This window comes from Flavobacterium sp. ov086, assembly GCF_900187965.1.
Lineage (GTDB): Bacteria > Bacteroidota > Bacteroidia > Flavobacteriales > Flavobacteriaceae > Flavobacterium.
On record NZ_FZNL01000002.1, the window covers coordinates 117,614 to 136,956 of the forward strand.

13 protein-coding genes are annotated in these 19,343 nt (G+C 35.0%); all 13 read left to right on the plus strand.

Annotation, left to right across the window (positions count from 1 at the left end):
- Nucleotides 1-14 precede the first annotated feature (14 nt).
- Nucleotides 15-443 carry an SRPBCC domain-containing protein gene (locus CHB81_RS02740; RefSeq protein WP_089350365.1) on the plus strand — a complete coding sequence of 143 codons (429 nt, stop codon included), beginning with the start codon at nt 15-17 and terminating at the stop codon, nt 441-443.
- Between the two features lie 491 nt (nt 444-934).
- A complete protein-coding gene (locus CHB81_RS02745) occupies nt 935-4,372 on the plus strand; it encodes a pyruvate carboxylase (RefSeq protein WP_089350366.1) in 3,438 nt (1,145 codons plus the stop codon).
- A gap of 453 nt (nt 4,373-4,825) precedes the next feature.
- The gene (locus CHB81_RS02750; protein WP_089350367.1) at nt 4,826-5,860 is read left to right on the plus strand and encodes a LacI family DNA-binding transcriptional regulator; all 1,035 of its coding nucleotides are present in this window, start codon (nt 4,826-4,828) and stop codon (nt 5,858-5,860) included.
- A gap of 306 nt (nt 5,861-6,166) precedes the next feature.
- Nucleotides 6,167-8,329 (plus strand): alpha-glucuronidase family glycosyl hydrolase, encoded by a 2,163-nt coding sequence (locus CHB81_RS02755; protein WP_089350368.1) that lies wholly within the window; start codon nt 6,167-6,169, stop codon nt 8,327-8,329.
- 19 nt (nt 8,330-8,348) lie between these two features.
- Entirely contained in the window at nt 8,349-9,086 is a 738-nt protein-coding gene (locus tag CHB81_RS02760) for an SDR family NAD(P)-dependent oxidoreductase (RefSeq protein ID WP_089350369.1), read from the plus strand.
- A gap of 27 nt (nt 9,087-9,113) precedes the next feature.
- The gene (uxuA, locus tag CHB81_RS02765; protein ID WP_089350529.1) at nt 9,114-10,283 is read left to right on the plus strand and encodes a mannonate dehydratase; all 1,170 of its coding nucleotides are present in this window, start codon (nt 9,114-9,116) and stop codon (nt 10,281-10,283) included.
- Between the two features lie 339 nt (nt 10,284-10,622).
- The gene (locus tag CHB81_RS02770; RefSeq protein WP_089350370.1) at nt 10,623-11,735 is read left to right on the plus strand and encodes an endo-1,4-beta-xylanase; all 1,113 of its coding nucleotides are present in this window, start codon (nt 10,623-10,625) and stop codon (nt 11,733-11,735) included.
- Between the two features lie 224 nt (nt 11,736-11,959).
- On the plus strand, nt 11,960-13,393 hold the full coding sequence (locus CHB81_RS02775) for an MFS transporter (RefSeq protein WP_089350371.1): 1,434 nt from the start codon (nt 11,960-11,962) through the stop codon (nt 13,391-13,393).
- Between the two features lie 28 nt (nt 13,394-13,421).
- A complete protein-coding gene (locus CHB81_RS02780) occupies nt 13,422-14,456 on the plus strand; it encodes a glycoside hydrolase family 43 protein (protein ID WP_089350372.1) in 1,035 nt (344 codons plus the stop codon).
- Nucleotides 14,457-14,501: 45 nt separating this feature from the next.
- Nucleotides 14,502-15,209 (plus strand): NUDIX domain-containing protein, encoded by a 708-nt coding sequence (locus CHB81_RS02785; protein WP_089350373.1) that lies wholly within the window; start codon nt 14,502-14,504, stop codon nt 15,207-15,209.
- 312 nt (nt 15,210-15,521) lie between these two features.
- A complete protein-coding gene (locus tag CHB81_RS02790; RefSeq protein ID WP_089350374.1) occupies nt 15,522-17,009 on the plus strand; it encodes a xylulokinase in 1,488 nt (495 codons plus the stop codon).
- A gap of 4 nt (nt 17,010-17,013) precedes the next feature.
- Complete coding sequence (gene xylA / locus CHB81_RS02795; RefSeq protein WP_089350375.1) at nt 17,014-18,339, plus strand: xylose isomerase; 1,326 nt, start codon at nt 17,014-17,016, stop codon at nt 18,337-18,339.
- A 136-nt stretch (nt 18,340-18,475) separates the two neighbouring features.
- The gene (fsa, locus tag CHB81_RS02800) at nt 18,476-19,132 is read left to right on the plus strand and encodes a fructose-6-phosphate aldolase (protein ID WP_089350376.1); all 657 of its coding nucleotides are present in this window, start codon (nt 18,476-18,478) and stop codon (nt 19,130-19,132) included.
- Nucleotides 19,133-19,343 lie beyond the last annotated feature (211 nt).

Here is a 19,343-nt window from a genome sequence, read left to right on the forward strand (position 1 = left end):
ACAGACAAAATGATATGGCAACGGACAAAATTTTAAACAAAACAATCAGTATTAATGCACCGATTTCGGAAGTCTGGAATGTTTTGACAAACCCTGACGAAATCAAAGAATGGTTATTTGGTACAATAGTTATCTCTAACTGGAGAGTTGGAGAGCCAATTCTATTTACAGGAAGCTGGCAAGGAACTGACTACGAAGACAAAGGAGTGATTTTGAAGTTTGAAGCTGAAAAGGTTTTTGAATATAATTATTGGAGTGGCTTTTCAGGATTGCCGGACAGTCCGGAGAATTATTCTGTTATCTTATTTGAGTTAACAGCAAATGAGAACAAAACAATTCTAACATTGACACACAGCAACTTTGCAACAGAAACCATGTATGAGCATTCAGATAAAAATTGGGATGCAACATTAGACCTAATGAAAAAAATAATTGAAAAATAAGGTGAAATAGCGGAGATATTCAAATAGATAAAAATATTATTTAAGTTTCGTTTGATTGTAAAATCAGGGATATTTATTGCCTGTTTTTTAATTGTGGAAAAAGAAACGAAAACGATATAGTAGAAATGTATATCTTCGTTCCCTAAAATAAGATATCTAATCTTATAGACTAAGTATGATAAAGTAAAACAGTAAAAATAGAAAGGAATAATAATAGAATAGAATTTAAATTAAGAACAGTGTTATATTGGAGGTTCGTAGTTTTGGGATTAAAAAAGATACTGCGTGAGCAGATTATAAATAGTATTATAGAAAAATGGCTTTGTGCGGAATAATTAGGAATTTGAAATGTTCGTTTATTTACGATTTGTCTTATAGGTAGTGAGTCCGAAAAAGGTAAGTTGTATATTAGATAAATGAGCAGCCAGAAGATTCTTTAGTTATTTAGCGAAAGCTTTTTGTTTTTTGATTATCTAACTTAATTTTTTTAAATGAAAACAATTTCAAAATTACTAGTTGCAAATAGAGGAGAGATTGCACTACGTATTTTTCGCGCTGCGGCGGAACTAAAAATTAAAACGGTTGGTGTGTATACCTACGAAGACCGTTATTCACTGCATCGATACAAGGCAGATGAAGCTTATCAGATTGGCAAAGACACAGATCCGTTGAAGCCCTATCTTGATATAGATGAAATTATCAGAATTGCCAAAATTCAGGGAGTTGATGCCATTCATCCCGGTTATGGATTTTTATCCGAAAATGTATCTTTTGCTGCAAAATGTCAGGAGAATAACATTTTATGGATCGGGCCAGATCCCGAAATTATGGCGCAATTAGGCGATAAAGTAGCCGCTAAAAAAATTGCTTTCTTGGCCAATGTACCGCTCATAGAAGATAGTAATGTTAATCTTGAAACATTTACTGATGCCCAACAAGAAGCCAGCAGAATTGGATATCCATTGATGCTTAAAGCTGCTGCAGGCGGTGGCGGAAGAGGAATGAGAGTAGTGAGACATTCTGATCAGCTGGAAGCATTGTTTCATGAAGCAAAAAGGGAAGCTAAAACTGCTTTTGGAGATGATACCGTATTTCTGGAAAAATTTATTGAAAATCCAAAACATATTGAAGTCCAAATATTAGGGGATAAGCATGGGAATATTGTGCACCTTTTTGAAAGAGACTGTAGTGTTCAGAGAAGATTTCAAAAAGTGGTAGAAATTGCTCCTGCACCAAATTTAAAACAGCAGACCAAAGATAAATTATACCAATATGCCCTGAGCATTGCAAATAAGGTTAATTATAATAATGCGGGGACTGTAGAGTTTCTGGTAGATCAAGCCGAAAATATATACTTTATTGAAGTTAATCCACGAATTCAGGTAGAACATACTATTACAGAGGAGGTAACAGGAATTGATATTGTAAGAAGCCAGATTCTTATTGCCTGCGGACATGAACTCTCCAGCCCCGGAATCTATATTCAAGGTCAGGAAAGTTTAAAATGCAGCGGATTTGCCATTCAATGCAGAATCACCACTGAGGACCCTGCAAATGATTTTACACCGGATTACGGGACCATTGTAGCTTATAGAAATGCAGGAGGGTATGGTATTAGGATAGATGAAGGAAGCTCGTATTCGGGAGTTAAAATTTCGCCTTTCTTTGACTCAATGCTTGTAAAGATTACTGCCCGAGGCAGAACATTAGAAGGTACCAGTCAGCGCCTTTTACGAACACTTAAGGAATTTACCATTGAAGGGGTTAAGACCAATATTCCCTTTTTGGAAAATTTAATTGTTCATCCTGATTTTCAGGCGGGAGCAATTACTGTGAATTTTATAGGGGATAATCCATCACTGATGCAGATCAAGAGAAAATCGGATTATGTAACTAAAAGTTTAGCCTACATAGGTAATACGATTGTAAACGGAAATCCCGATGTTAAATTTGTTCTACCCCAAAAAACATTCCTGACGCCAAAATTACCTGTGCCTTCCAGTCCAGTTCATGTAGATGGAACCAAACAACTGCTTGATAAGCTTAAACCTAAAGCTTTTGCGCAGTGGATCACCGATCAAAATCAAGTTTTATATACGGACTGTACTATGCGTGATGCGCATCAGTCTTTACTGGCTACCCGTGTGCGTACCATAGATATGCTGCCTTACGGGGAATCATTCACAAAAGATTTTCCACAGATGTTTTCGATGGAAGTCTGGGGAGGAGCAACTTTTGATGTTGCGATGCGATTTTTGAATGAAAGTCCCTGGGACCGATTGGAACAAATGAGAAAAGCAATGCCCAATGTACTGCTTCAAATGCTCCTTAGAGGTTCTAATGGAGTGGGATATACAGCTTATCCGGACAATCTGGTTGAAAAATTCATAGAAGTTTCTGCCCAGAAAGGAATCGATGTTTTCAGGATTTTCGATTCGCTGAACAGCATCGCCAATATGAAAACCAGTATAAATGCAGTGCTCAGAGATACAGACTCTATTGCTGAGGTATGTATGGGATATTCAGGAGATATACTCAATGCTGAGCGCCCCAAGTTTAACCTCAATTATTATTTAGATTTAGCTAAAAGAATTGAAGATACCGGAGCTCATATTTTATGTATTAAAGATATGGCAGGATTATTAAAGCCTTATGCGGCGGAGAAATTAATAACCGAGCTCAAAAAGTCTATTGCTATTCCAATTCATCTGCATACCCATGATACTGCCGGTATTCAGTCGGCAACTTATCTTAAAGCTGTAGAGGCAGGAGTTGATATTATTGATGTGGCACTGGCCTCTATGTCGGGACTTACCTCACAGCCTAATTTCAATGTTTTTGCAGAGGCAGTAAAAGGAACTAGCCATGATGGAGGTTTTGATGTTGAAAAATTAAATCAGTACAGCAATTACTGGGAAGATGTCAGAGAGTATTATTATCCTTTTGAGTCGGATTTAAAATCCAGCACAGCAGAAGTTTACAAACATGAGATTCCCGGGGGACAGTATTCCAACTTAAAACCTCAGGCATATTCATTGGGATTGGAGAGCAGAATGACCGAGATTAAACAGGCATACGAGGATTCCAACAGCCTTTTAGGCGATATCATAAAAGTTACCCCTTCTTCAAAAGTGGTGGGTGATCTGGCCATGTTTATGGTCAGTGGTAATTTAAGCAAACAGGATGTTCTGGACAAAGGAGATTCTATGTCTTTTCCTGATTCTGTCAAAGGAATGCTTAAAGGTGAACTTGGACAGCCGGATGGAGGATGGCCGGAAGATTTTCAAAAAATGGTACTCAAGGGAGAAAAACCCTTTGTAGATCTTCCTAATGCACATCTAACGCCTATTGACTTTGATCAGGAGTTTGAAATTTTTCAGCAGAAGTTTTCTACCTCTTGCACTCTGGCTGATTTTTTATCCTATAAGTTTTATCCCAAAGTTTTTGAACAGTACTTTAAGACCTGCGAGAAATATGGGGATGTAAGCGTTATTCCAACCACTGTATTTTTCTATGGATTAAAACCCAATGAAGAAGTAATTGTTAATATTTCTCAGGGTAAATCTATTATTGTAAAGTTTTTATACAAATCTGAGCCGGATCTTTATGGAATTCGCACCGTTTATTTCAAACTAAACGGTCAGACTAAAGCTATTGAGATCAAAGATGAATCCATAAAAACCGAAGGAGTAAAAAACAGAAAAGCACTCACTGATGCAGATGTTGGTGCTCCTTTGCCAGGATTATTGAGTAAAATATGGGTGAAGCAGGGAGATGTACTGAAACATGATCAACCTTTGTTTACCATTGAAGCCATGAAGATGGAAAACACAGTATTAGGAAAAGCAGGAGTTATTAAAAAAATCCATCTTACAGAAAACAGTCTGGTGGAGAAAGGAGACCTGCTCATTGAGTATATGATTAGCTAAATAAGAATGACTGCTTTTAAATGATTAAGGCTGGCGTAAGCCGGCCTTTTTTATTGCTGAAATTTCAGAAAATGAGGATGATCATTTTTTATAAATCACTGACTGTTTTTTCTTCAGAGTAGCTTCAAAAATAACAATTGAAACAATTTATTGTATATACCAGATGTTTTTATTTCAGAATCCTCTGTTACTTGTAGAAATAGTTTCTTTTCCAATTGTCAAATAGAGATCTGAAAGGCTGTATTTTTTTGAGGTAAAAGAGCTAATTCGAACAACCGATTGTGTAAGAAAATATCTTTAATAAAAATTTACCCTCTAATAGATGTTTTAAAAAAAAAAAGAAGTAATCGGCTTATTCGAAGAGATTAAATCTTTATGATATACTAAATGCGTAGAGAATCAATTGTAATATAATTAAAATAATTACATTTACTTAATATACTACAGTAAGTAATGGAAGAACATAAACACGTAACGATATATGATATTGCAGAGAGACTTAATCTTGCAACATCGACAATTTCTAGAGCTTTAAAAGATCACCATACTATTAGTGATAAGACAATTAAAAAAGTAAAGCAAACAGCCAAGGAAATGGGGTTTGTTCCAAACACTTTGGCGGCAGGTTTACGCGGTAATAAATCAAGAACTATTGGTGTTTTAATCCCAACGATAACCCAGCCCTTTTTGTCTTCTTTGATCAGTGGTATTGAAATTGCGGCTCAAAAATCTGAATATTCGGTACTTATTATGCAGTCGCATGATTCATACGAGACAGAGGTAGATTTGGCTAAATCCTTATATAGCAACAGGGTAAGTGGAGTTATCTGCTCTCTGGCAATGGAAACGAAGGATACTTCTCATTTTCAGCAATTTTCCAATAATAATATTCCCCTTGTATTTGTTGACAGGGTCCCAAGAGATTATGATACTTTTCGTGTTGTAATTAATAATTATCTGGCGGGTTATAAGGCAACAAAACACCTGATAGAGCAAGGATGCAGGAGAATCGCACACTTAACTGCCGGATCAGAATTTGGAACTCTTTACAATGAACGGAAAAGAGGATATATTGATGCCTTATTAGAGCATGAACTTTTAGTAGACGAAGATCTGATTATAAGTCTGAAAGAAATGACTTATGAAGATGGGGTAAAGGCTTGCAATAAATTATTTGACTTAAAATCCCGCCCTGATGGTCTTTTTGCACCAGGAGATATTCTTGCTGTAAGCGCAGTTCAAACGGCTAAAAAAAGAGGAATTAAAATACCTGAAGATTTTGCAGTAATAGGATTTAACAATGATCCAATCTCAGAAATCATTGAGCCTAATATTTCTACTATCACGCACCCTGCAGAGAAAATGGGTAAAGCAGCTGCTGAATTAATTATTAAAAATCTAAAATCTGCTAAAGAAGAAGTGGATGCTAAAGAAATAACATTTTTAAATACGCAAGTCCTTATACGAGAGTCTTCTAAACGGATTTAGGATTCATTTAAAACTATTTTATAACCTGTTAATCTATTATTAACAGGTTATTTTTTTGCTGTAAAATCCCGTCATCGAATTCTCTGTTGATAATTCAATGACGGAATTGAAAGAGCGAAATATGAAAATAAATCGTTTTTTATTTTTTTATTGGCATATTTTTGTATTTTAGCACAACCGATTGCAATTGATCAAATATTCTTAATAGTATAATTTTTTAGCATTTTTTTTACTAAATAGTAATATTTTTAGCTTAATCTACAATTTGCATTTGAAAAATAAAATTTAAAAATCGCAGCTAATAAAATGACACCAATAAAAAAGACTTTTTTCAAATCCATTTTACTCCTTTTTGCAGTTTGTTGGTCTGGTTCGGCTCAAAAGGACTATAAATTATGGTTGCAATACAATAAAATTACTGACGCAGACTTAGCAGGAGAGTATCTTTTTAATATTCAAGGAATTGCTTCTTTTGAAAATTCAGAGACTATAAAAATTGCCTGCGCAGAATTACAATTAGGTTTGGGTGAGATGTTAGGAAAGAAATTTGAAAACAAATCAATAATTGAGAGAGATCACAATATTATTATTGGTTCTAAAGAGTCGCTTGGTCCTGAAATTCAAAAAGAAATCGGGAGTTTTGATTCGATAAATAAAGAAGGTTTCATTATTAAATCAGTTTCCTTAAAAAACAAGAAGCAAATTATCATTACCGGAAAAAGTGATGTTGGGGTTTTATACGGCGTTTACAGTTTTCTGAGATTAATGCAAACCAATAAATCGATCACAAATTTGAATATTATCGATTCACCAAAGACAAATATCAGGATATTGAATCATTGGGATAATTTAGACAGAACTGTTGAGCGTGGTTATGCCGGTTTTTCGTTATGGAATTGGCAAAAATTACCAGATTTTATCGATCAGCGATATATAGATTATGCCAGAGCAAATGCCTCAATCGGGATTAACGGAACAGTTTTGACCAACGTAAATGCAAATGCGTTGATCTTAACTCCTCAATATTTAGAGAAGGTAGAAGCTTTAGCTCATGCATTTCGTCCTTATGGAATAAAAGTATATTTAACTGCCCGTTTTTCGGCACCTATTGAAATTGGCGGTTTAAAAACAGCCGATCCAAAAGACACCCAAGTAGCCAATTGGTGGAAACAGAAAGCAAAAGAGATTTATAAAAGAATTCCGGATTTTGGAGGATTTCTGGTAAAAGCAAATTCTGAAGGACAACCCGGACCTCAAAATTACGGTAGAGATCATGTCGACGGAGCTAATATGCTAGCCGATGCCGTAGCGCCTTTTGGAGGCGTGATTATGTGGAGAGCATTTGTATATTCTGAACATGATGTAAATGACAGGGCAAAACAGGCTTACGCCGAATTTCAGCCATATGACGGAAAATTTAAAGACAATGTGATTGTTCAGGTAAAAAATGGCGCAATAGATTTTCAGCCCAGAGAACCTTTTCATCCTTTATTTGGCGCAATGCCAAAAACGCCAATAATGATGGAATTTCAAATCACGCAGGAATATTTAGGTTTTAGTACACACTTGGTTTTTCTGCCAAAACTATTTCAGGAAGTTTTAGAATCGGATACCTATCAAAAAGGAAAAGGTTCAACGGTTGCCAAAGTAATTGACGGATCTTTAAGCCCGCAGAAGCTTACCGGAATTGCAGGAGTTTCGAATATAGGCAATGATCTCAACTGGACCGGACATCCTTTTGCACAGGCAAATTGGTATGGCTTTGGGAGATTAGCATGGGACCCTTATTTAAATTCGAAAGTAATTGCTGATGAATGGTTGCGATGTACTTTTTCGAACAATGAAAACTTCATTAAACCGGTCAAGGAAATAATGATGAAGTCAAGAGAAGCGGTTGTAAATTACATGGCACCGCTTGGTTTGCATCATATTATGGATACTGGGCATCATTATGGTCCGGGACCGTGGGTTTCTAATTTATCAAGACCAGAATGGAATCCAACTTATTATCACAAAGCTGATAAAAACGGAATTGGTTTTGACAGATCAAAAACAGGAACAAATGCCACAAGTCAATATGCATCAGAAGTAGAGAAGGTTTTTGATAATCTCGAAACGTGCCCTGAACAGGATTTATTATGGTTTCATCATGTTCCCTGGGATTACAAATTAAAAAATGGTCAGACACTTTGGAACGGTTTGGCTTTAAAATACCAAGAAGGTGTAAATCAGGTTCAGGAAATGCAAAACACTTGGAATAAAACAGAAAAATATGTTGATAGCGAACGTTTTAAAGAAGTGCAAATGTTACTGGAAATTCAATATAAAGAAGCAAAATGGTGGCGAGATGCCTGTTTGCTATATTTTCAGCAATATTCGGGTAAAGAATTACCGGTTGGAGTAGAAAAACCAACACAAACTTTAGAGTATTTCAAATCATTAAAATTTCCGTTTGCACCTGGAAATTAATTATATAAAAGAAAGCAATATGAATACAAAAACCGCAATTGTAACCGGAGGAAATTCAGGTTTGGGTTTTGCAACAGCGAAGAAATTATGTGATAACGGAATCACAACATATATCATTGGAAGATCAAAAGAAAAAACAGAAGAAGCTTGTGCGGAAATTGGTCCAAATGCAATTCCGGTTTTATTTGATTTGAATGATATTGCGGGAATTCCTGCGATGATTACAAGCATAACAAAAAATAATCCAATCGATATTTTGGTGAATAATGCTGGAATTAATTTAAAGAAAGAGTTTTTGGATGTAACCGATGAAGATTTTCTATCTATAATTCACACTAATTTATTAAGCGTTTTTGCTGTGAGTAAAGCTGTAGTAAAAAACATGAAAGAAAATAATGGAGGAAATATTGTCAACATTAGTTCAATGGCATCGCAATACGGAATCCCGAAGGTAATTGCTTATTCGGCAAGCAAAGGCGCAATCGAATCTATGACAAGAGCGATGGCGGTCGAATTGGCTCCGTTTGGTATTCGTGTTAATTGTGTGGCTCCGGGGTTTATCAAAACCAAAATGTCGGCAAAAGCTTTAGACAGTGATCCGGAACGAAAAAATAAAGTGTTGTCGAGAACTCCAATGGGAATTTTAGGAGAACCTTCGGATATTGCAGATGCAGTTTTTTATTTTGCGTCAAGCGAATCTAAATTTACAACCGGAACTATTTTGCCGGTCGATGGCGGAAATAGCATTGGCTTTTAATCAAAAAGAATACATATCATGATAAAAATGCAACAAACCATGCGTTGGTTTGGTCCTCAGGATTCTGTAACATTAATAGATATTAAACAAGCCGGAGCAACCGGAATTGTAACGGCTTTGCATCAAATTCCGGTTGGAGCTATTTGGACAATTGCCGATATTAAAGAAAGACAGGGAATCATTAAAAAGGCAGGTTTAGAATGGACAGTTGTAGAGAGTTTACCGGTTCACGAAGAGATTAAAAGAGCAAGCGGAAACTATTTGCAATACATCGAAAATTATAAAATCAGTATAAAGAATCTTTCGGATTGTGGCATTAAAGTAATCACCTATAATTTTATGCCCATTTTAGACTGGGTTCGAACAGATCATGATTTTGTAAATGAAGATGGAAGTAAAGCTTTATTATACAATCAGGAAGCGTTTACTTACTTTGATGTTTATCTTTTAAAAAGACCAAATGCTGAAAACGATTATTCGGAAACAGAAAAAGAAAATGCATTGAAATTTGGTAATAAACTTTCTGAAGACGAAAAAGAACTGCTTTTTAAAAATGTACTATTGGGACTTCCGGGAAGTAAAATCAATTTTACGACAGAACAAATTCTTTTGTTATTAGATAATTATGCTGACATAAATAATGAAAAACTAAGAGAAAACCTGATTTACTTTTTATCCCAAGTTGCTCCAGTTGCGCAGGAATTAGGTTCGAAATTAGCTATTCATCCTGACGATCCTCCATTTTCGGTTTTGGGATTACCAAGAATTGTTTCTACGGAAAATGATATTAAAGCAATTTTTGAAGCAGTTCCTTTACACTCAAATGGATTGTGTTATTGTACCGGTTCTTTAGGCGCAAATCCTGAAAATAATCTGGAAAAAATTATAGATAATCATGGAGACCGAATTCACTTTTTGCATCTTCGAAATACTTTCCGCGAAAGCGAAACTGTTTTCAGGGAATCGGAACATTTAAAAGGTGATGCCAAAATGGAAGTTATTGTAGAAAAACTGCTTCTTTTAATGAACAAAATAAAAGTGAGTTTGCCCATGCGTCCCGATCATGGTTTTTTGCATGCTGTTGATGAAACAAAAGAAACTTATCCCGGTTATTCTCTGGTAGGAAGATTAAAAGGATTAGCCGAATTAAGAGGTCTCGAAATGGGTATAGCTTATAAACTGAAAGAATTGAGGTAAATCTCTATAAATAAAATTAATCTCGCAAAGGCGCTAAGACGCAAAGTTTAAACATAATATTGTCATTTCGACGGAGGAGAAATCTCCGCGAGTAACTCCGTAATGAAAACCCAATCTTTGTCGAGCTTCTTACGAAGATTTCTCCTCCGTCGAAATGACAAAATCTTTGCGATTTTGCGTCTATAAACGTGTTATATTGGCTATAAATATTGCGTTCCTCTGGAGCTTTTAATAATAAAATTATAAAAAAATAAAATTTATTTGGAAATCAACACAGAATCTATGTGTTAAGAAAATAATTGCACAAAATATATTAACTACTAATCTAAACCACTAAAAATGAAATTAATTAATCACCATCTATTGCTCCTGTCTGTCATAATTTTAAGCAGCTGTAATGCAAAAAAAGAAGTAAAATCGATTTCCTTAAAAGACAGCTATAAAAATGATTTCTATATAGGAACGGCTTTGAGTAAAGATCAGATTGAAGAAAAAAATGCCAAAGAAGATTCTTTGATTAAAAAGGAGTTTAATGCGATAACGGCAGAAAACATTATGAAATCGATGTTTATACATCCTGCAAAAGACAAATACGATTTTACATTATCGGATAAGTTTGTAGCCTACGGCGAGAAGAATAAAATGTTTATTCACGGTCACACCTTGATCTGGCACAGTCAATTGGCACCTTGGATGGGAAAAATTAAAGATAGTACCGAAATGAAAGCTTTTATGAAAGATCATATCACCACAATTGTATCTAAATACAAAGGCAGAGTTGATTCCTGGGATGTGGTTAATGAGGCTTTAAATGAAGACGGAACTTTAAGAAAATCGATTTTTTTAAATACACTTGGAGAAAAATACCTTGTTGATGCTTTCAAATTAGCCGCTGCCGCAGATCCAAAAGTTGATTTATATTACAATGATTATAATAATGAAGAGCCGGCAAAAAGAGAAGGAAATATTAATTTGATCAAAAAGATTAAAGCAGGCGGAGGAAAAATTGACGGAGTAGGTATTCAGGCACATTGGAAATTGAATTATCCATCATTAGATGAAATTGAGAAAAGTATTTTGGCTTATTCTGCGCTTGGTGTTAAAGTTGCATTCACGGAACTTGATATTTCGGTATTGCCAAATCCAAAAGATTTAAATGGCGCTGATGTTAATCAGAATTTTGAAGGGGATACTAAAATGAACCCTTATCCTAAAACACTTCCGGATTCTGTGCAGGTTAAACTAGCGGAACGTTATGCTTCAATCTTTAAATTATTTTTAAAACACAAAGACAAAATTAGCCGTGTAACATTTTGGGGAGTTCATGATGGACAATCATGGTTAAACGACTGGCCTATAAAAGGGCGAACAAATTATCCGTTATTGTTCGATAAAGACCTGAAACCCAAGAAAGCGTACTACGACGTAATAAAGCAGAATGATATAAAATAATAAAAAATGATGCTTAAAAACGTTTTTTATTAATAAATACACAACCGAATGTGTTAATTGATTATATTCATTTAATAGTTTATAACGCAGTTGTTTATTCTGATTTTTTGTATAATTTTACACAACCGATTGTTTAAGCAAATATTCGATTTTTTAATACTAATTATCTATTCCGAATTTAGAAAAACAAAATCTAATTTCAAGCCAAAATAACCACATAAATAATGAATTACATTTCACAAAAATTATCCATTAAAGAAAAAATTGGCTATAGTTTAGGAGACCTTGCTGCAAATTTAGTTTTCCAGACTTTGATGACCTATCTGGCTTATTTCTATACTGATATTTATGGATTGTCTCCCACGCATTCTTCTATTATTATGCTCGTTGTAGGACTAATTGCAGCTTTCATTTTTAATCCTATTATTGGTATACTGGCAGACCGGACCATTACAAAATGGGGAAAATTCAGACCATGGATATTAATAACAGCCATACCACTAGGTGTTATTGCATTACTGGCTTTTACAACACCAAATTTCTCTTATCAGGGAAAAGTAATTTATGCCGTTGTAACCTATACTTTATTACTGCTTTTTTATGCCAGTAACAATTTACCCTATTCGGCTTTAAGCGGAGTAATTACGGGCGATATGAAAGAAAGAAACAGTTTGTCTTCTTATCGTTTTGTAGCGGTAATGTTTGCCCAATTTTTTGTTCAGGTTTTCATGCTCGGAATTATCAAAAGTGCCGGAAACGGAGACAAGGCAATTGGTATCGAAAAAGTAATGACCGTTTTAGCAATCATTGGTACAATTATGCTGCTCATCACATTTTTAACAACAAAAGAACGTATTATTCCAAAACCGGAGCAAAAATCCAGTGTTCGTGAAGACCTGAGTGATTTAATGAAAAACAAGCCTTGGGTAATCATGCTAAGTCTTACAACATTAGTATTTATCACTCTCGCAATGAAAGGAGGATCTTATGTGTACTATTTTGAAAATTATGTAGATAAAAAACAGTTGGCACTTTTTATACAGCCAATCTTAGAAGTGCTGTCGAAAATAGGATTAAATCATTTTGGAAACGATCCCGTTTCTGCAGGTTTTGGATTGTTTAATGCAGGCGGAATTATCTTTATGATTGTCGGAATTACTTTGTCTAAAAACCTGGCTGATAAATATGGCAAGAGAAATATATTCGGTTTGTTTTTATTCATTTCGACCTTATTTATTCTCGCCTTTTATTTCTTTTCGCCAAGAGCCATTGGCTTTATCTTTTTCTCTCAGATTTTACACGGATTTTTCTACGGAATCACAATTCCGCTTCTGTGGGCAATGATTGCAGATGTTGCTGATTATTCAGAATGGCTGAATAATCGTCGCGCTACAGCCATTATTTTTTCGGCTATGATGGTAGGTTTAAAAGCGGGTTTAAGTATTGGCGGTTCATTGACAACCTTGTTTTTAGGATATTTTCACTATGTGCCAAATTCTCTAATCCAAACAGATTTTGCTATAAACGGAATCAAATTATTGGTCAGTGTTTTTCCTGCAATACCTTTTTTAACTGGTGTTGCCCTGTTATTTTTCTATAAAATTGATAAAAAAACAGAAGTACAAATAGAGGCCGATTTAAAAGAAAGAAGAACTTAATTATTTTATATAAAACAAAAAAAAGACTATGCCTGAAGATAGTATTGAAGAAATTAATTTCGAGCAAATTAATAAAGAAGCCATTTCACAACCCTTAGTATCCCATATTTATACAGCAGATCCATCTGCACATGTATTTAATGGTAAAATTTATATTTACCCATCACACGACATCGATGCCGGTATTCCTTTTAATGATAATGGAGATCATTTTGGTATGGAAGATTATCATGTGTTTTCAATGGAAAATATCAATTCAGAAACTTTGGACAATGGTGTGGCATTGCATGTAAACGATGTGCCGTGGGCAGAAAAACAAATGTGGGCACCTGACGCAGCTTGTAAAAACGGAAAATATTATTTGTATTTTCCTGCGAAACGTGCTGACGGAATTTTCCAGATTGGTGTCGCAAGCAGCGATTCACCTATTGGCCCTTTTTTACCGGAGTCTGAGCCTATTAAAGGAAGTTATAGTATTGATCCTGCTGTTTTTGAGGACGATAACGGAGAGCATTATATTTATTTTGGAGGTATTTGGGGAGGACAACTTCAAAAATACAGAAACAATAAGTATGATAAGAATTATGAAGAACCAACGGATAATGAGCCTGCTTTAGGCCCAATAGTAGCGTTATTAACGCAGGATATGTTGGAATTTGCCGAAGAACCAAAAGAAATTAAAATTTTGGATGAAAATGGTGAAGTATTATTGGCTGGCAATAATGACAAACGTTTTTTTGAGGCTTCGTGGGTACATAAGTATAACGGTAAATATTATTTTTCATATTCTACGGGCGACACTCATTTTATCTGTTACGCAACAGGAGATAGTCCGTATGGGCCGTTTACTTATCAGGGCAGAATCTTAAATCCTGTTGTAGGCTGGACCTCGCATCATTCTATTTGTAAAGTGGATAATGAATGGTATTTATTTTATCATGATTCGAGTTTGTCAAAAGGAATAACTCATTTAAGGAGTATGAAAGTAACCAAAATCGATTATTGCGAGGATGGAAAAATTGTTACCATAGATCCCTATGGAATACGAAGAGCAATAGACTAAGGTCTTTGTCAATTGAAAACAATAATAGTTTAAAATTTATTTTCTATGGAAAAGGGAGATGAAAGAGCTAAAAAAATCACTAAACAATATAGTACTAAAAAAATCGAAATTGATTGCGTAATATTTAATTTTGATCATAACAGTCTTGAGGTTTTATTAGTAAAGCAGGAAGATAATGAAGGAGTTGTAACTTGGGGACTGACCAGTGATTACATAAAAAAAGGGGAAACAATATTGAGTACAGCTCATAATATTTTGAAGAATTATACAGGCGGTGATCATTTTTTCTTAGAGCAGTTAAAAGCGTTTAGTTATAAGCCATCACCTTCATTACAAGAAGATATTTCGATTGCCTATTATGCCTTGGTAAAACAGGATAATCAGATCAAGGATTCCTATAATTCTGATGTCAAGTGGATTGGTATTAATGAAATTATCGGTTTAAACGACAAGCATAAAATAATATTAGATTTTAGTTTAAAAGAATTGCGGGCAAGTATTTGCAAAAGCGCCATAGGATTTAATTTACTGCCGGAGAAATTTACGTTACTACAGGTCATAAATCTTTATGAAGAGATTTTGGGAATCGAAATAAATAAATCAAATTTTAGAAGAAAGCTTTTGCAGACAGGAATCGTACATGATTCAAACGAAAAAGAAGAAGATGTTTCGCACAGAGCGGCAAGGTTTTACAGTCTGAATTTGCAGAATCATGAATTATTATCGTACAATGAATTCAATTTTAATTTTTAAAGTATTGTTTATGATTGCGATATTCTTCTGTAAAAATAGTGTTTTGTTGGGTTTATAGTAACGATTGCGTGAGGGGATAGAAGGTAATGTCATTAAGTTAAGAGAAAATTGAAAAAATGATTGATGAAATTTGATTAACGATTTTTGATTTCAGATGTCTGAAACAGTGTGGAATCGGCAATTTTAGTATGTACCCGCATTAAATCAAAAATCAGCAATCGTTAATCTTCAATCTAAAATCTATTACAGTTTCAATTGTATTATATGGTGTTATTTGCCCACAAATTTAATTTAAGAAAATCATTATAAGTTATGTATTATATAGGATATGATATAGGGAGCTCTTCGGTCAAGGTTGCCTTGGTTGAAGCTGCTACAGGAAAAAAAATAATCGTTTTGCACGAACCGCAAAACGAAATGGAAATTGTGTCATTACATCCGGACTGGGCAGAACAGGATCCTGAAATTTGGTGGCAGCACATTTGCGTGGCAACAAAAAGAGCGATTCGGGAAGCTAATATCGAAGCGTCTAAAATTCAGGGAATTGGTATTTCTTATCAAATGCACGGATTGGTTATTGTGGATAAAGACGGAAATGCACTTAGAAATTCTATTATTTGGTGCGACAGTCGTGCCGTTGAAATTGGCAATACGGCTTTCGCCGAAATTGGACCCGAAAAATGCTCAGAGCACTTGTTGAACTCTCCGGGAAATTTTACGGCTTCAAAACTCAAATGGGTAAAAGAAAACGAACCTGAAATTTATAATCAGGTATATAAATATATGCTGCCGGGAGATTATATCGCATATAAACTTACGGGAGATATTACAACGACAAAAAATGGTTTGTCCGAGGGAATGCTTTGGGATTATAAAGAAAACAAAGTGGCCGACTGGCTGTTGGATTATTACGGAATCGATCAATCATTGACGCCGGATATTGTGGAGAATTTTACCAATCAAGGCGTTTTAAACGAAAAAGCAGCAAAAGAAACAGGACTTCCTGTAGGTATTTCTGTGGTATACAGAGCGGGAGATCAGCCTAATAATGCTTTGTCATTAAATGTATTGAATCCTGGTGAAGTTGCTGCTACAGGCGGAACTTCGGGAGTTTTTTATGCGGTAAGCGATATGTCTACGGGTAATAAAACAAATAGAGTAAACAATTTTGTTCACGTTAATTACGAATTGGAAACACCAAGAATTGGAAAATTATTAAATATTAACGGAGCCGGAATTCAGTACCGTTGGCTGCGAAACAATATGGGTGATGAAACCTATGAATCAATGAACCGAAAAGCATCTAAAATTGCCATTGGATCTGATGGAGTGGTGGTGATTCCGTTTGGAAATGGTGCCGAGCGTATGTTTAACAATAAAAACATTGGAACACACTTTTTAAATCTCAACTTGAATATTCACAATAGTATGCATTTGTTCAGGGCTTCTCTTGAAGGAATTGCTTTTTCGTTTGTGTATGGAATGGAATGTTTGAAAGAGGACAATGCGACAATAAATGTAATTAGAGCCGGAAATGATAATTTATTCCGCTCTGAGATTTTCTCTAATACAGTGGCAACATTAATTGGTCATGAAATCGAAATTTACAATACAACCGGAGCCGTTGGCGCAGCAAGAGCAGTTGGTTTAAAAGATGGTGATTACAATAAATTTGGATCAAGTATTACAACTAACGATCACGTAATGACTTTTTTACCATTAAAAAACAAAGAGCCTTATGACAAGGCGTATCAAAAATGGAAACAAGAATTAGAATTTATATTAACACATAAAAAATAAAAAAATGATAGTTTTAGGAAATAAAGAATACTACAAAGGTATTGGTCAAATTAAATTTGAAGGCAAAGAATCGGATAATCCATTAGCATTTAAATATTATAATCCGGATCAGGTTGTTGCCGGAAAAACAATGCGTGAGCATTTTAGATTTGCTATTGCATACTGGCATACTTTCTGCGGACAAGGGAGTGATCCGTTTGGTCCGGGAACGCAAAATTTTGCCTGGGATCAATCTTCAGATCCAATTCAGGCAGCGAAAGATAAAGCCGATGCCGCTTTTGAGTTTATCAGCAAAATGGGATTTGATTATTTCTGTTTTCACGATTATGATTTAGTAGCCGAAGGACCAACGTTTTCAGAATCGGAAAGACGTTTGGCAACCATTACGGAATATCTAAAACAGAAAAAAGCAGCCTCTGGAATTAAATTGCTTTGGGGAACATCAAACTGTTTTTCGAATCCAAGATTTATGAACGGTGCAGCTACAAATCCTGATTTTAATGTAGTGGCAAGAGCCGGAGGTCAGGTAAAATTGGCTTTGGACGCAACGATCGCTTTAGATGGAGAAAATTACGTATTCTGGGGCGGGCGTGAAGGTTATATGTCTTTATTGAACACAGATATGGGAAGAGAATTAGATCATATGGCACAATTTTTAACCATGTCCAGAGATTATGCAAGATCGCAAGGTTTTAAAGGAACTTTTTTTATTGAGCCAAAACCAATGGAACCATCAAAACATCAATACGATTTTGATTCGGCAACAGCAATTGGATTCTTAAAAGAATATGGTTTGGATAAAGATTTCAAAATCAATATCGAAGTAAACCACGCAACATTGGCGCAACATACTTTTCAGCATGAACTGGAAGTGGCTGCAAAAGCCGGAATGTTAGGAAGTATTGATGCCAACAGAGGAGATTATCAAAACGGTTGGGATACAGACCAATTCCCAAATAACATTCAGGAAACTACAGAAGCGATGCTGGTTTTCTTGAAAGCTGGCGGATTACAAGGCGGAGGGGTAAACTTCGATGCTAAAATCAGAAGAAATTCTACAGATATCGAAGATGTTTTCCTGGCTCACATTGGTGGTGCTGATACTTTTGCAAGAGCATTATTGACTGCAGATAAAATTATTACTTCTTCTCCGTATGAAAAATTAAGAAAAGAAAGATACAGTTCATTCGATGCAGGAAAAGGAAAAGACTTTGCTGATGGGAAATTAAACCTTAAAGATTTGTATGATATTGCCAGCCAAAATGGGGAGTTATCATTGCAAAGCGGTAAACAGGAATTGTTTGAGAATATTATCAATCAGTATATTTAATAATAGATATGTGATAGTTGTAGAAAGTTAATTTCTGAAACAACTATTTGATAAACATTTTGTGTGTAATCTTTGTCAAAGTTTTAAACTTTGACAAAGATGTGCGCAATAATTAACCAAATTAAAACCCAAAAGCATGAAATTTTTTATAGATACTGCCAATTTACAAGACATTAAAGAAGCACAGGAATTAGGCGTTTTAGATGGTGTAACAACAAACCCATCCTTAATGGCAAAAGAAGGTATTACCGGAAAAGATAATATTTTGAAACATTATCTGGATATTTGTACTATTGTAGACGGAGATGTTTCGGCAGAAGTTGTTTCAACAGATTTTGAAGGAATGGTAAGAGAAGGGGAAGAACTCGCTGCATTACATCCGCAAATTGTGGTTAAGTTACCCATGATTGCAGATGGAGTAAAGGCTTGTAAATATTTTTCGTCAAAAGGAATCAAAACCAATGTGACATTGGTTTTTTCGGCGGGGCAAGCCTTACTGGCAGCCAAAGCAGGGGCAACTTATGTTTCTCCTTTTTTAGGAAGACTAGACGATATCTCAACTGACGGAATGCATCTAATTGAGGAGATTAGGGAAATTTATGATAACTATGAATACAAAACCCAAATTCTCTCAGCTTCGATCAGACATACGATGCATATTGTAAATTGTGCAAAAGTAGGTTCAGATGTTATGACTGGACCGCTTTCTGCAATTAAAGGGCTGCTAAAACATCCATTAACCGATATTGGGCTTAATCAATTTATTGAAGATGCCAAAAAAATGAAGCTATAATATTCTTATTATTAGTTTAATAAATCAAGGTTACTGGTTTTTAAAACATTTTTATAACTGCAAAAGCTTCTTTTAAATTCAATTTAAAAGAAGCTTTTCTGTTTTTAATAACAACCGATTGTTTTTATGGCTTTTTTGGTTGTTTTTTACAAAAGAAAGCAAGGTTAAATGCTTATTAATAGCATATATAAGGCTTTGTTATCCTGTTTAT

Excerpts from the sequence above, each read along its gene's own strand:
- CHB81_RS02750 (WP_089350367.1), top strand. The coding sequence starts at position 4,826 with ATGGAAGAACATAAACACGTAACGATATATGATATTGCAGAGAGACTT.
- fsa (WP_089350376.1), top strand. The coding sequence starts at position 18,476 with ATGAAATTTTTTATAGATACTGCCAATTTACAAGACATTAAAGAAGCA.
- CHB81_RS02770 (WP_089350370.1), top strand. The coding sequence starts at position 10,623 with ATGAAATTAATTAATCACCATCTATTGCTCCTGTCTGTCATAATTTTA.
- CHB81_RS02755 (WP_089350368.1), top strand. The coding sequence starts at position 6,167 with ATGACACCAATAAAAAAGACTTTTTTCAAATCCATTTTACTCCTTTTT.
- CHB81_RS02745 (WP_089350366.1), top strand. The coding sequence starts at position 935 with ATGAAAACAATTTCAAAATTACTAGTTGCAAATAGAGGAGAGATTGCA.
- xylA (WP_089350375.1), top strand. The coding sequence starts at position 17,014 with ATGATAGTTTTAGGAAATAAAGAATACTACAAAGGTATTGGTCAAATT.
- CHB81_RS02760 (WP_089350369.1), top strand. The coding sequence starts at position 8,349 with ATGAATACAAAAACCGCAATTGTAACCGGAGGAAATTCAGGTTTGGGT.
- CHB81_RS02785 (WP_089350373.1), top strand. The coding sequence starts at position 14,502 with ATGGAAAAGGGAGATGAAAGAGCTAAAAAAATCACTAAACAATATAGT.
- CHB81_RS02775 (WP_089350371.1), top strand. The coding sequence starts at position 11,960 with ATGAATTACATTTCACAAAAATTATCCATTAAAGAAAAAATTGGCTAT.
- CHB81_RS02780 (WP_089350372.1), top strand. The coding sequence starts at position 13,422 with ATGCCTGAAGATAGTATTGAAGAAATTAATTTCGAGCAAATTAATAAA.
- uxuA (WP_089350529.1), top strand. The coding sequence starts at position 9,114 with ATGCAACAAACCATGCGTTGGTTTGGTCCTCAGGATTCTGTAACATTA.
- CHB81_RS02740 (WP_089350365.1), top strand. The coding sequence starts at position 15 with ATGGCAACGGACAAAATTTTAAACAAAACAATCAGTATTAATGCACCG.
- CHB81_RS02790 (WP_089350374.1), top strand. The coding sequence starts at position 15,522 with ATGTATTATATAGGATATGATATAGGGAGCTCTTCGGTCAAGGTTGCC.